Origin of the sequence: Microbispora sp. GKU 823, from assembly GCF_002027145.1 — a bacterium.
GTDB classification, from domain to species: Bacteria; Actinomycetota; Actinomycetes; order Streptosporangiales; family Streptosporangiaceae; genus Microbispora; species Microbispora siamensis.
Genome location: NZ_MWJN01000010.1, coordinates 1 through 12,358, shown reverse-complemented (window position 1 = coordinate 12,358; position 12,358 = coordinate 1). Strand labels below are relative to the sequence as shown.

Genomic DNA, 12,358 nt, shown 5'->3' with positions numbered 1-12,358 from the left:
AGAACGACGCCCCGCGAGAACGAGTCTCGCGGGGCGCCCACGTCGAGGGCCGATGTGGCGGTCGCCTCCTCGGCGAGATGCACAACACGGCTCCAGCCGAACGGTATTCCGTGAAGGCGGTGATTGCGGCCCGGGGGACACAAACCACATCGGCCATGGATGACTTTAGCCGACTTCCGCCCCTGCTTTCTCCCGCCCACCGCATCGGGGTCCGTCATCAGCGGGCCAAGCCTGGGTGCACTATCGTCGGCGGGTGGCGAATTCGATCAGAACAGAACGGCTCGTGCTGCGGCGCTGGCGCGAGGAGGACAGGGAGCCCTTCGCCGCTCTGAACGCCGATCCGGTCGTCATGGAGCACTTCCCGGCCACGCTCTCCCGGGAGGAGAGCGATGCGCTGGTCGAGCGCATCGAGGCCGGGTTCGGCGAGCGCGGGTTCGGCCTGTGGGCGGTCGAGGCGGACGGGGAGTTCATCGGCTTCACCGGGCTGTCGGTCCCGAGGTTCACCGCCCACTTCACGCCGTGCGTGGAGATCGGCTGGCGGCTCGCCCGCTCCGCCTGGGGGCGCGGGTACGCCACGGAGGCGGCGCGGGCGTCGCTGGAGGACGGGTTCGGCCGGGTCGGCCTGACCGAGGTCGTCTCGTTCACGGCGGTGCGGAACGTCCGCTCGCAGGCGGTCATGCGACGGCTCGGGATGACCCACGACCCGGCCGGGGACTTCGACCACCCGGTGCTTCCCGAGGGGCACCCGCTGCGCCGCCACGTGCTGTACCGGATCCGGAGGCAGGGGTGAGCGGCATGCGGTTGCTGGTGCTGGGCGGCACGACGTTCGTCGGCCGGTGGGTGGTCACGGCCGCGGTGGAGCGCGGCTGGCACGTCACCACGTTCACCCGCGGGCTCGCGGGATGGGCCCACCCCGGGGCCGAGGCGGTGACCGGTGACCGGCTCCGCCCGGCCGACCTGGCCCCGCTCGCCGAGGGCCGCTGGGACGCCGTGGTGGACACCTGGGCCGGCGCGCCCCGGGCCGTGCGCGACAGCGCCCGCGCACTGGCCGGATGCGCGGACAGGTATGTGTACGTCTCCAGCAGGGCGGTGTACGCGCCGCCGACGCCGGCCGGCCTGAAGGAGGACTGGCCCACGGTCGAGGCGTCCGCGGACGCCGGGGACATCGACTACGCCCCCAACAAGCGGGGCGGCGAGATCGCCGTGGAGGAGGCCTTCGGCGACCGCGCCGTGCTGGCGAGGGCCGGGCTGATCCTCGGGCCGTACGAGCTGCCCGGACGGCTGCCGCACTGGCTGCTGCGGGCCGCGCGGGGCGGGGAGATGCTCGCCCCCGGCCCGGCCGGCCAGCCGTTCCGCTACGTGGACGTACGGGACCTCGTGGCCTGGCTCCTCGACGCGGCCGAGGGCGGCGTCTCGGGCCCGGTCAACCTGGTCAACCCGGAGGAGCACGCCACGACCCGGGACCTGCTGGAGTCCGCGGTCGCCGTCACCGGCGGCCTGACGGAGCTGGTCTGGGTCGAGCCCGAGGCGATCGAGGCCGCCGGGATCGACCGGTGGGCGGCGCTGCCGGGATGGATCCCGCCCAGTCCGGCGCAGGCCGGGCTCATCCGGACCGACGTCGGCCGGGCCGTGGCGACCGGGCTGCGGTGCCGTCCGGTGGTGGAGACCGTCGCCGACACGTGGGCGTGGCTGACCGGGTCCGGCGAGACCCCCGAGTTCCCGCCCGGGCTCGACCCCGCCGAGGAGCGGGCCGTGATCGACGCCTGGCGGCGGTCGGCGCCCCTGCCGCCATGACGGACGCGGCCGGGTCGACTTCCCGCCCTCGGCGGCCGGCGTCGTGGTCCTGCCGGAGGAGATCCGGGCCGTCGCGTGACGCCGGGACTCAGGCGGCTGCCGTCAGGTCGCGGATCGCCCGCAGCACCTCCTCGGCCCGCTCGATGTGGAGGTGCTGATGGGAGGCGCCCTCGATCACGCGCTGCTCTCCCGCGGGCACCGAGCGGGCGATCGCCGCGTGCAGGGCGCGCACCCCGTCGTGCGCCTCACGCACCACCTCCTCCGGCATGAACTTCGCCCAGTAGGGGTTCACGCCGCCCGCGGTCAGCACGATCAGCGGGACGTCGGGCAGCGGCCCGCCGACACGCAGCTCGCCGTAGATCTCGGTCTCGAAGTTCTCCGTCTCAGAAAGGCTCGTCCGCCACGACGCCAGGTGGTGGTCGATCAGCGCCTCGCGCACCGGCGCGGGCCACTCGGCGTACAGGCGGGCGTACGCCTCGCGGGCGGCCCGGCGCTGCTCGTCGGTCAGCTCCGGCATCCGCGCCGGGTCCGGACGCATCTGCTCCGCCAGCTCGGCGGCCTGCGCCGGCATGTGGTCGAGGATGTCCTCGTGGCCGGGGTCCAGCAGGAGGAGACCGGCGACCTCGCCGGGGAAGAGCTGCGCGTACCGGCGCGCGTAGAAGGCGCCGAGGGAATGGCCGACCAGGAGGAACGGCCCGGGAACCGCCGCGGCCCGCAGGAGGTCGCGCAGTTCGGCGGCGACCTCGGCCGCGCCGCGGGGGAGGGGCACGGAGGTGCTCCAGCCGGTGCCGGCGCGGTCGTACAGCACGCTCGTGGCGAACGCCGCCGCGCCCTCCTGGACGTTGAGGAAGTCGAGGCCCACCAGGCCCGCGCCGGGCAGGAACACCACGCTCGGCCCGCCCGAGCCCGAGCGGTGCAGCATCAGCCGCCGTTCTCCGACGTCGTACAGGCGCCCCAGTGGCGGGGCCGTTGTCCCCGATGACGGTCGTCCCATGCCGGTCCCTCCCGCAATGATCGTTCGCATTTCTGCGAACGGTAGCACACGTGCGATCATTCGGACCATGGACGTGATGGAGGTGCTCGCGCATCCGGTGCGGCTGCGCGTCGTGCAGGCGCTCGCCGGTGGGCGGGTTCTCACGACCTCGCAGTTGTGCGAGCGCATATCGGATGTGCACAAGGCGACCGTCTACCGCCACGTGAGCGCGCTCACCGACGCCGGCGTGCTGGAGGTGGACGGTGAGCACCGCGTGCGCGGTGCGGTGGAACGGCGCTACCGGCTGCGCGAGCGCGTGGTGATCGACGCCGGCACCGTGGCGGCGATGTCGCCGGAGGACCACCGGCGCACCTTCGCCACGGCGATGGCCGCGCTGATCTCCGAGTTCGACGCCTATCTCGGTCTGGACGGCGGCGATCCGGTGGCCGACGAGGTGGGTTACCGGCAGCACGTGCTCTGGCTGAGCCGGGAGGAGCGCGCCGAGATGATCGAGGAGTTGCGTGCGGTCATCGTCGCGCGGATGAGGAACGAGCCCGCGCCGCACCGCAGGCGGCACCTGCTCAGCCCGATCCTGTTCCCGGTCGAGGCGCCCCCGCCGGACACTGGGGCGTGACCGGCCTCGGGGACGTCGCGCTGCTGGCCGCCGCCGGGGTGCTCGCCGGGGTGGTCGGCACCGCGGGCGGCATCACCTCGCTCATCTCCTATCCGGCCCTGCTCGCGGCGGGCCTTCCCGCCCTCGCGGCGAACGTGGCCAACATCGTCGCGATCGTCGCCTGCTGGCCCGGATCGGCCCTGGCCTCGCAGCCCGAACTGCGCGGGAAGGGGCCGTGGCTGCGGCGGTGGGTGCCGCTGTCCGCGCTCGGCGGGGCGGCCGGGTCGGCGTTGCTGCTGTCCACCCCGTCCGATGTCTTCGCCCGCGTCGTGCCGTTCCTCGTGGCCGCGGGTTCGCTGGCGTTGCTCGCGCAGCCCCGGCTCGCCGTACGCCACGAGCGGCGCGGTTCACCTGACGCCGTGCTTCCGCTCGGGCTGACCGCCCTGTCGGTCTACAACGGGTACTTCGGCGCGGGGGTCGGGGGGTGATGATCCTCGCCCTCCTCCTGGTGACCGCCGAGCCGCGGCTGCCCGCCGCCAACGCGCTGAAGAACATGCTTCTCGGCGCCGGCGCCCTGGTCTCCGCCGCCGGATTCGCCGTCTTCGGGCCCGTCGACTGGGCCGCCGTCGCCCCTCTCGCCGTGGGCCTGTTCGCCGGGTCCACGCTCGGCCCGCGGGTCACCCGGCGCCTGCCGGCCGGGCTGCTGCGCTGGCTGGTCGCCCTGATCGGCCTCGGCCTGGCGGTCCGCCTGTGGGTCGCCCCCGGCAGCTGATCGCCGATCGCACGTGTGCGGCGGATGGACCAGGCGTTCAGCCCGCTGTCGCACCGGCGGGGTTCGCGTCGTCGCCGAGATACGTCCCATACCCGTCGACCACCAGCGGGCCGTCGAAGATCAGCACCTCGTTGACCAGTCCGCCCTTTTGGTTGCGGTAGTTGATGACGAGGCAATCGACGCCGATGTAGGTGTTGAGGACCTCGAACCGCAGGTCGGGGATGCGCCGCAGCCCCTCCTCCCAGTAGGCGCGCAGCGCCGCCTTGCCCCGGATGGTCCCATCGCCACCCACAAGCTGCGCCGCGACCGGCGAACGGAACGTCACGTCCTCCGCGAAGTGGGCCAACACCGCGTCCACGTCATGGGCGTTCCACGCCTTGACCCAGCTGTCCACGAACTCCCGCACCAGAACATGATCCATACACGCGATTATGTCACGAGCAGAGTTTTATTTGACCCTTCCATAAATTGAATATAGGTCTGACTCCATGGAAAGTGAGACCAGGCGCCCGTACCGTATGGGCGCCCGGGCCGCGGCCGTGGAGGTCACGCGTACGCGCGTGCTGGAGGCGGCGGCCGCGCTGTGGTCGCGGCGCTGGTACGACGACGTCACGCTGCAGCACGTCGCCGACGAGGCGGGTGTGTCGGTGCAGACGATCGTCAACCACTTCGGCGGCAAGGACGGGCTGGCCGACGCCGTCGCCGACCTGGTGGCGTCGCAAGCGGCGGTCTCCCGTCAGGCGCCGACCGGTGATGTGGCGGCGATCGTGGCCGTGCTCTTCGAGGACTACGAGCGGCACGGCGACGCCAACGTGCTCTGGACCGCGCAGATGGACCGCGTCCCGGCGATCGCCCGGGCGGCCGCCCACGCCCGCGCACAGCATCGGGAGTGGCTGGAACGGGTCTTCGCCGACCGCCTCCCGGCCCCGGGCCCCGCCCGCGAGCATGCGCTGAACCTGCACTACGCCGCCACGGACGTCTACCTGTGGAAGCTGTGGCGGCGCGACCTCGGCCTGTCGCGTGAGGACGCCGAATGTGCCATGTGCGACCTGCTGACCTCGATCGACCCCCGGAAGAGCCACGATGCGTAAGAACTTCCTGTTCGCCACCTGGTCGGGCGGCGGAGCCGTGCCGCCCGACCTGTCGATCGCCCGCGCACTGCGCGAACGCGGCCACGACGTCCGGGTGCTGGCCGACAGGTCGCTGCACGAGGAGGTCGTCGCCGGCGGTGTGGAACCGATCGCCTGGACCACGGCGCCCCAGGGCGATGCCACCGATCCGGCCAAGGACGTCATCAAGGACTTCGAGGCCCGCACGCCGCTGGGCGCGTTCGCGCGGCTGAGGGATCGCATCGTCTGCGGCCCTGCGGCCGATTACGCCCGGGACACGCTGGCCGAGTTGCGTGCCCGACCGGCCGACGTGCTTGTCGCCGAGCACATGCTGCTCGGCGCGCTCACGGGCGGCGAGGCCGCCGGGATTCCCCTGGCCTCGCTGGTGACGACGCTTTACCCGTTCCCCACCCCGGGGGCGCCGCCGCCCGGCCCGGGCCTCGCCCCCGCCTCGGGCGTGCTGGGACGCCTGCGCGATCGGGTGCTGGCACAGCTCGTGCTCAAACCGTGGGGGAAGGGGTTGCCGGCGCTGAACGCCGCCCGCACCGCGCACGGCCTGCCGCCGGTGGACTCGGTGATCGACGTTCGATCGCGTCGACCGGCTGCTCGTGCTGTCCCCGCGTGCGCTCGACTACCCCGGCAGGCGCTTCCCCGCCCACCTGCGGCACGTCGGCCCGCGGCTCGACGACCCGGCCTGGGCCGGGGAGCTGGAGCTGCCGGAAGGTGAGGCACCGCTGGTCCTGGCCGGCCTGAGCTCGTCGTTCATGAACCAGCGCACGCAACTCCAGCGCATCGCCGAGGCCCTGGGCACGCTGCCGGTGCGCGGGCTGCTGACCACCGGCCCGGCCGTGGACCCGGCGACGGTCCGCGCGCCCGGCAACGTCCTGGTCACCGCGGCCGCCCCGCACAACATCGCGCTGCGCCACGCCGCGGCGACGATCACGCACGCCGGCCACGGGACGGCCGTCAAGTCCCTGGCCGCCGGGGTCCCCCTGGTCTGCGTGCCGCTCGGACGCGACCAGACCGCGGTGGCACGGCATGTCGAACTCGCCGGCGCCGGGATCACCGTGAGCAGGAACGCCTCACCCCGCACGATCGCCCGGGCGGTCGACCGTGTCCTCCACCAGCCCTCCTACCGGCGCGAAGCGCGGCGCCTGGCGGCCGAGATCGCCGCCGAGACGGCCACCGACCGAGCGGTCGCCGAACTCGAGGCCCTCGCCGGGCGAGCGACCGGCAGGGCCGAGGGCGCACTCCGGTGCGACCCGGCCGAACCGTCCGGGCCATCGCCGACGTTGTCGAACTGATCGTCGGCGCGGCTCCACCCTTCGTCAGGAAGCCGCGTCTCCTGGGTGGTCCACGCGCTCCAGCTTGGTCCAGCCGGTCCAGCCTCGCCTCTTCAGCAGCCCGATCAGCCGACGGGCCGGCGGCACGGTGTCGAACGCCAGCGCGTCCATCAGCCTGACCATCGGTGGCTCCATATCGACGTCGTCGACGTAGTCCTCGCCCTTCTCCTCGGCCATCTGCGTGAAATAGGCAGCCAGTTCATCGGCCAGTTCCACCAGCTCCGGATCGTCGGATGTCCGATCGAGAGCCTTGCCCAGGCTGCGATAGAAGTCGACGAACCGCGGATCGGCGATCTGCTCCCGCTTGCGTGCCATCCACTCCGGGACTCGCTCGGGTGAATGCGCGGCCAGCAGGATCCAGCCGTCGCGCTCGACCTGGACGATCCGCTCGTCGATCCCCAGCGCCCGCAGCCGGTCGAGATACGCGACCACCTCCGGGGGCAGCACCAGGCTGTCCCCGGAGGCGAGCCGGGCGATCCGCTCCCGGTGCCGCTGCCGCTGCCGGATCTCGGCCCGCAGCCGCCTGTCGATGTCCGCGACCGCCGCGGCGAACTCCTCCTCGTCGGCCTGCAGCAGCTCCCGCACCCGCGCCAGCGGGACCCCGGCCTCGGCGAGGGTCCGGATCTTGATCAGCTCGATCACGGCGCCGGCATCGTACCTGCGGTAGCCGGAGTCGTCCCGCTCCGGCTCCGGCAGCAGTCCTCTGGCGTGATAGTGCCGCACCGCACGCACCGTCACTCCGGCGTACGACGCCAGCTCACCGATGGTCAGCATGGCACCAGTCTTCCTACGGGGTGTTCAAGGAGTCGCCTGGCCGACCGGGACGTGCGTACTCCGGATGATCTGCGCGATTTCCGCGGCGTGGGTGAAGACCAGCCGGTGGTCGGCATCGAGCCGGAACATGGCGACGTGCGGCTGCTCCCGGACGAGCCGCTCGCCGCCGGCACGCCAGTTCTGGTTGAGCCGCCGCGCATGCCCATCGGCGCTGTCGCCGGCCATCGCGGTGGACATGATCATGCTGACGGGCTGGTCGATCCGCCTGTACCGGTCAAGGATCCCGGACCGCACCGCATCGATCTCGACGTTCAGGTCGAGAATCTCCTGGGCGGTGAGCAACACCTGACGCGCGGTGCCCCGTTCGGCCGCCTGCTGTGCCGCCATGTCCTCCCACATGGCGCGGAACTCCGGCAGAACGGCCTCGGTGACGAACGGTTCGGGCACCGGGTTCGCGCCGTCGATGAGAACGAGCCCGGCGACGCCGCCAGGATGCTCGGAGGCATAGTGCACGGCCAGGTCCGCGCCCAGCGAGTAGCCCACAAGCACGGGCGGAGCGTCCAGACCCAGGCGTCCCAGCTCGGCCATCACAGCGACCAGATCGTTGAGGAACGCCTCGAAGGAATACCGGTCGGCGGCCGAGGCGAGCCCGTGGCCCCGCAGGTCGAAGGTCACCACGTCATGGTCGCACCGCAGCAGATCGGCCAGCTCGTGCAGGTCGGCCTGCGTCGAGTTCAGCCCAGGGCACAGGACCAGCGGTCGTCCCCGACCGCCGCGAGACACCGGGATAGTGACGCCGTCGTGGTGAATCGTGAAGTGCCGCATCGTCCTGTCGCCTCTCTCGGCCCGCTCCCCAGCGCCGCCGTACGGTTTGCGCAGCCCAGAGACGTTCGTCGCACTGGTTGTCCTGGTCATGCCACCATGCTGGGAGATTGACCCTGCGTCAGGGGCAAACCGTCGCGGTGACGCACCGCCGCGACCGACGGCATTGGCCCACATACGGGCGGGCCGGGACGACTGTCCTACGTGCGCGCTGTGTTTGTCCGCCATGGCCGCACCGCACTACCGTGCCCACGTGGATCTCTTCGCGCACTCGTGGGCGGCATTGCGCAGAACGGTCGCCGAACTCCCGGACGAGGATTTCGCGCAGCCGTCCGGCTGCGCCGGCTGGCTCGTGCGGGACCTGGTGTGCCACCTGGTGATCGACGCTCAGGACGTCCTGATCACCCTCGTGACCCCGGCGGAATCGGAACCGACCCGTGACGCGGTGACCTATTGGGAGGTCTCGGGAACGCCGCCGACGGGCGACGACCCGCTCGACGCGCTGGTCGTCCGGCTGGCCGCCGCCTACGAGGAGCCTCGGCTGCTCAAGTTCCACCTCGACGACGTCGGCTCCGCCGCCGGCCGCGCCGCGGGGCTCGCCGACCCGGGCCTTCGGGTCGGCACCCGCGGCGAGGTCCTCACCGCGGGCGACTACCTTTCTGCGTACGTCCTGGAGTGGACGCTGCACCATCTCGACCTGGTCGCGCACCTCCCGAATGCGGCGGAACCGCCCGCCGAAGGGCTCGCCCGGTCCCGCGCGATGCTGGAGAAGATCGCCGGGGCCGCCTTCCCCGCGTCGTTCTCCGACAGGGACGCGCTGCTGGTCGGCACGGGACGCCGTGCTCCGACCGAGGCCGAGAAGGCGGAACTGGGCGAGCTGGCCGGGAAACTCCCATTCGTCCTCGGCTGATCGCCCGGATGCATCGTCGGCCCGGCCACGCTGACGGGACAGCTGGATTGTGCTCCGCGACTACCGCTCCGAGGTCGTCATCGGTGCGGGGCAGGGGCCATCGGGGCGAGGCCGAGGCCGGCGAGCACGGCCGCGCCGCGCTCGGCATGGTCGCCCCCGGCGAGCACCAGGGTGCGCGCGTACTGGTAGGGGCAGCCGGCGGCGCAGAACGCGTCCACCGTGGCGAGCAGCATCTCTTGGTCGTCGTCGAGCAGGGCTTCTGCTCGTTCCACGATGGCGCCGGCGACCGGGTTGCCGGCCACGACGGCCCGGGCCTCGGCCAGCCGGTCGCGACTGTCGGGGCTCCCGGCCAGCACGGCGGCCTCGGCGCGCAGCGCGACATACCAGTGGAGCCAGATCCAGGTGACCCACTTCCACACGTGCCCGGGCTCGGGGGCCATCCGCTCCAGCGCCTCCGGTGCCTGCCCGTGGTGCAGCAGAAGCATCGCGTCGAAGACCGCCCCATAGCCGTAAGTGTGCTCCGGTGTGGTGCCGAGCTGATCCAGGACCTCCTGCCATTCGCGCCGGGCGTCATGGTCGTCGCGGAGGCCGTGGATCATCGCCACACCGGTCGCCGCCGGGCGGAGGAACGACCGGGCGGGGCTGCCCGCCCGGCGCCACGCATCGAGGAACCGGACGCTGCCGGTGAGCACCTCGTCGACGTTGCCCGCCAGCGCATCGACCATCAGCAGCCGACACGTGGCGCGGTGACCGACCTCCGCCAGCGACGGATGGTCGGCCAGTTGCCGTGCCCACCGGCGGGCGCCCGGCACATCCCCCGCGCCGAGGCCGGCCTCGGTGGCCATACTCAGCGCATCGATCAGCTCGTGGGTGCCCGCGGCGAGATCGGCATGGACGAGAGGAGCGTGATCCGGCGCCGGGCCGTGGCCGCGGCGGCGAACGTGTCGCCGGCCCAGCTCTGAGCGCCGGTGAGCGCGTCAAGTGCGGCCGATTCGGCGAGCGGGTCGCCGGTCCGGCGGGCGAGCTCGACCGCCCGCTCGGTGCGCGCGATCGTCTCCGGCACGGCGTTGCCGGGCGGGCCCTGGGCGGCACCGAACGCGTCGGCGAGCACCCCGGCCTCGGCCAGTGCCACCGCGGCCTGCGCAGCCGGATCGTCGCCGGCCAGCTCCCGCGCCTCGCTGATCAGCGCGAGCGCCTCCTCCCGGGGCGGGATCCGCACGAACAAGGTCGAGAACCGGAACGCGGTGGTGGCGGCGGTCGCCAGGTCAGCTGCGGCCCCGGCGGTGTCGCCGGCCCTACGGGCGGCGTCCGCGGACGCGCGGTGCAGGCGGTACACGTCATCACCGACCGTCCGGCAGCCGGCCACGGCCGCGGCCTGCCGGAGCATCGACGCGGTGGCGGCGGGGTCGATCGCGAGCGCGGCCGCCTGCTCATAGCGCCGCTGGGACTCGCCGGTCAGGTTACGGGTATAGGTCAGCTCCGCCAGGTGCCGGGCGAGATCGTATGCGTCCGTGCGCTGCTCCGGCTGGCCGGCCGCCCACGCCAGGGCCGCGCGAAGATCGTCAGCGACCAGGTCGAACCGGGCCCGCCAATCCTCTCGCACCACTGCCAGGCCGGCGGCCTTGGCCAGGCACCAGCGAAGGTGCCGGGATCGGGCGTCGACCAGCTCACCGGCCTCGGCCAGCCGTTCCGTCCCGTACTGGCGGATCGTCTCCAGCGCCCGGTATTCCGTACCGCCCTGGGACGCCGTCACCACCAGCAGGCTCTGTTCGGCGAGGCGGGCCAGTCCGTCGGCGACGAGGCCTTCGTCGGCCATGCCTTCCTCGATCCCGGCCACCTCCGCCGCCGCGGCAGCGGTGAACGGCGCAGCGAACACCGACACCCGGCGTAGCAGCGCCCGGTCGGCGGGCTCCAGCAGGGCGTGGCTCCAGTCCAGCGCAGCCCGTACCGAACGGTGCCGCTCATCGGCGCGGGAGCCGCCGGTGAGCATCCGGAGCGGATGGGACAGTGCGCTGGTGATGCCGTCGAGCCCGAGCGTGGGATATCGGGCGGCGGCCAGCTCGATCGCCAGGGCCATTCCGTCCAGCCGCGCACAGATCGCGGTGACCTGGTCGTACAGCGGAGGATCGAGCGGCCAGCCGACCGCCGCCGCCCGCTCCATGAACAACGCGACCGCGTCCGACTCGCCATCGACGGCCAGCGACAGCGGCGGGACCGCATACACCCGTTCGAACGGCACCATCAGCCGTGCCCGGCTCGTCGCCAGCACCGTCAACCGAGGGCACCTCGCCAGCAGCCGCTCGATGAGCAGGGCCACCCCGTGCACCACCTGCTCGCAGTTGTCCAGCACCAGCAGCGCATGACGGTCGGCCAGCGCGGCGACCACGGACTCGGTCATGTCGCGCCCGGGCTGCTCACCCAGGCCGAGCGCCCCGGCGACCGCAGTCGCGGTCATATCCGGATCGGTGACCGGGACGAGGTCGACGAACCACACCCCGTCGGCGTACTCGCCGGCCGCCTCCGCGGCCACGGCCAGCGCGAGCCGGGTCTTGCCCACTCCGCCGGGACCGACCGCGGTCACCTGACGGTGCGCTTTGATCACCTTGGTCAGCTCGGTCCGCTCGCTCACCCGGCCGACGAACGAGGTCAGCGGGGCCGGCAGAACCGGCGCGCGGTGCGACGGGGCGGCGCCGGCCGACGTGGGCGCGCGCTGGGTGAGCGCCCGCCGATCCTGCACCTCCAGCTTGCGCAGCAGGGAGGAGACGTGACTCTCGACGGTACGCACCGAGATGAACAGCCGGGCCGCGATCTCGGCGTTGCTGAGACGGGCTCCGACCAGTTCCAGCACCTCGGCTTCCCGAGGCGAGATCTCCACTCCTGTCACCACTGTCCCATTTTGCCGTATCCCCCTCACGAGCGATCGTGCCGCCGATCCGTGCCGCCGATCCGTGGCCGGTTCCGTGGTCACCACGGATGCCGGCGGCCTGATCGGGCGAAAAGCTGGGGTCACGCGAACGGCGGGTCGATGCGACCCACGACTACAGGAGTGACCATGACCGGCTCTTCCACCCAGGGCATCAGGACCGTGCTGCATCCCGTGTCCGACCTGGCGAAGGCCAAGGCGGTGTACGCGGCCCTGCTCGGCGTTCCGCCGCAGACCGACTCGTCCTACTACGTCGGCTTCGATGCCGGAGGGCAGCACGATCGGGCTGGTGCCGGGCGGCTGGGCCGCAGGGCATGACTTCGCC

The 12,358-nt window shown here is 72.6% G+C and carries 16 protein-coding genes; 10 read left to right on the top strand and 6 right to left on the bottom strand.

Annotated features, from left to right (window positions below; all coding sequences use genetic code 11):
• Positions 1-253: 253 nt before the first annotated feature.
• Together B1L11_RS07835 and B1L11_RS07830 are read left to right on the top strand one after the other, a co-directional pair.
• Positions 254-790, top strand: coding sequence for a GNAT family N-acetyltransferase (locus B1L11_RS07835; RefSeq protein WP_256862322.1), 537 nt, complete (start codon positions 254-256; stop codon positions 788-790).
• 5 nt (positions 791-795) lie between these two features.
• Complete coding sequence (locus tag B1L11_RS07830) at positions 796-1,794, top strand: NAD-dependent epimerase/dehydratase family protein (RefSeq protein ID WP_079313949.1); 999 nt, start codon at positions 796-798, stop codon at positions 1,792-1,794.
• Between the two features lie 88 nt (positions 1,795-1,882).
• On the opposite strand, the gene B1L11_RS07825 is transcribed toward B1L11_RS07830, so the two are convergent.
• Complete coding sequence (locus B1L11_RS07825) at positions 1,883-2,818, bottom strand: alpha/beta fold hydrolase (protein ID WP_218670957.1); 936 nt, start codon at positions 2,816-2,818, stop codon at positions 1,883-1,885.
• A 37-nt stretch (positions 2,819-2,855) separates the two neighbouring features.
• Here B1L11_RS07825 and B1L11_RS07820 point away from each other — a divergent pair, with 37 nt between their 5' ends.
• From B1L11_RS07820 to B1L11_RS50035, 3 genes are read left to right on the top strand one after another with little or no spacing between them, the layout of a single operon-like run.
• Positions 2,856-3,401: a helix-turn-helix domain-containing protein gene (locus B1L11_RS07820; RefSeq protein ID WP_079313868.1), complete on the top strand. Its 546-nt coding sequence runs from the start codon at positions 2,856-2,858 to the stop codon at positions 3,399-3,401.
• The gene (locus tag B1L11_RS50040; RefSeq protein ID WP_256862321.1) at positions 3,398-3,868 is read left to right on the top strand and encodes a TSUP family transporter; all 471 of its coding nucleotides are present in this window, start codon (positions 3,398-3,400) and stop codon (positions 3,866-3,868) included. The genes B1L11_RS07820 and B1L11_RS50040 overlap by 4 nt, the downstream gene beginning before the upstream one ends.
• Positions 3,868-4,152 carry a sulfite exporter TauE/SafE family protein gene (locus B1L11_RS50035; protein ID WP_256862320.1) on the top strand — a complete coding sequence of 95 codons (285 nt, stop codon included), beginning with the start codon at positions 3,868-3,870 and terminating at the stop codon, positions 4,150-4,152. Before B1L11_RS50040 ends, B1L11_RS50035 begins: the two co-directional genes overlap by 1 nt.
• A 37-nt stretch (positions 4,153-4,189) precedes the next feature.
• Here B1L11_RS50035 and B1L11_RS07810 read toward each other — a convergent pair whose 3' ends face one another.
• Positions 4,190-4,573, bottom strand: a complete 384-nt coding sequence (locus tag B1L11_RS07810; protein WP_079313867.1) for a nuclear transport factor 2 family protein — start codon at positions 4,571-4,573, stop codon at positions 4,190-4,192.
• Between the two features lie 67 nt (positions 4,574-4,640).
• Here B1L11_RS07810 and B1L11_RS07805 point away from each other — a divergent pair, with 67 nt between their 5' ends.
• The 3 genes from B1L11_RS07805 to B1L11_RS07800 are packed head-to-tail and all read left to right on the top strand — an operon-like array spanning position 4,641 to position 6,565.
• Positions 4,641-5,243: a TetR/AcrR family transcriptional regulator gene (locus B1L11_RS07805; RefSeq protein WP_079313866.1), complete on the top strand. Its 603-nt coding sequence runs from the start codon at positions 4,641-4,643 to the stop codon at positions 5,241-5,243.
• Positions 5,236-5,988 carry a hypothetical protein gene (locus B1L11_RS46595; protein WP_179155033.1) on the top strand — a complete coding sequence of 251 codons (753 nt, stop codon included), beginning with the start codon at positions 5,236-5,238 and terminating at the stop codon, positions 5,986-5,988. Before B1L11_RS07805 ends, B1L11_RS46595 begins: the two co-directional genes overlap by 8 nt.
• Positions 5,870-6,565, top strand: coding sequence for a glycosyltransferase (locus tag B1L11_RS07800; protein ID WP_179155032.1), 696 nt, complete (start codon positions 5,870-5,872; stop codon positions 6,563-6,565). Before B1L11_RS46595 ends, B1L11_RS07800 begins: the two co-directional genes overlap by 119 nt.
• 24 nt (positions 6,566-6,589) lie before the next feature.
• Here the strand turns inward: B1L11_RS07800 and B1L11_RS07795 are convergent, their stop codons facing one another.
• Both B1L11_RS07795 and B1L11_RS07790 read right to left on the bottom strand, forming a co-directional pair.
• Positions 6,590-7,378 (bottom strand): MerR family transcriptional regulator, encoded by a 789-nt coding sequence (locus B1L11_RS07795; protein ID WP_079313864.1) that lies wholly within the window; start codon positions 7,376-7,378, stop codon positions 6,590-6,592.
• A 24-nt stretch (positions 7,379-7,402) separates the two neighbouring features.
• The gene (locus tag B1L11_RS07790) at positions 7,403-8,203 is read right to left on the bottom strand and encodes an alpha/beta fold hydrolase (protein ID WP_256862339.1); all 801 of its coding nucleotides are present in this window, start codon (positions 8,201-8,203) and stop codon (positions 7,403-7,405) included.
• 250 nt (positions 8,204-8,453) lie between these two features.
• On the opposite strand from B1L11_RS07790, the gene B1L11_RS07785 reads away from it, so the two are divergent.
• Positions 8,454-9,110, top strand: coding sequence for a maleylpyruvate isomerase N-terminal domain-containing protein (locus B1L11_RS07785; protein WP_079313947.1), 657 nt, complete (start codon positions 8,454-8,456; stop codon positions 9,108-9,110).
• 77 nt (positions 9,111-9,187) lie between these two features.
• Here the strand turns inward: B1L11_RS07785 and B1L11_RS50030 are convergent, their stop codons facing one another.
• Positions 9,188-9,955, bottom strand: coding sequence for a hypothetical protein (locus B1L11_RS50030; RefSeq protein WP_256862319.1), 768 nt, complete (start codon positions 9,953-9,955; stop codon positions 9,188-9,190).
• A gap of 14 nt (positions 9,956-9,969) precedes the next feature.
• On the bottom strand, positions 9,970-11,985 hold the full coding sequence (locus B1L11_RS07780; protein WP_256862318.1) for a LuxR C-terminal-related transcriptional regulator: 2,016 nt from the start codon (positions 11,983-11,985) through the stop codon (positions 9,970-9,972).
• A gap of 177 nt (positions 11,986-12,162) precedes the next feature.
• On the opposite strand from B1L11_RS07780, the gene B1L11_RS07775 reads away from it, so the two are divergent.
• On the top strand, positions 12,163-12,351 hold the full coding sequence (locus B1L11_RS07775; protein ID WP_256862317.1) for a hypothetical protein: 189 nt from the start codon (positions 12,163-12,165) through the stop codon (positions 12,349-12,351).
• Positions 12,352-12,358 lie beyond the last annotated feature (7 nt).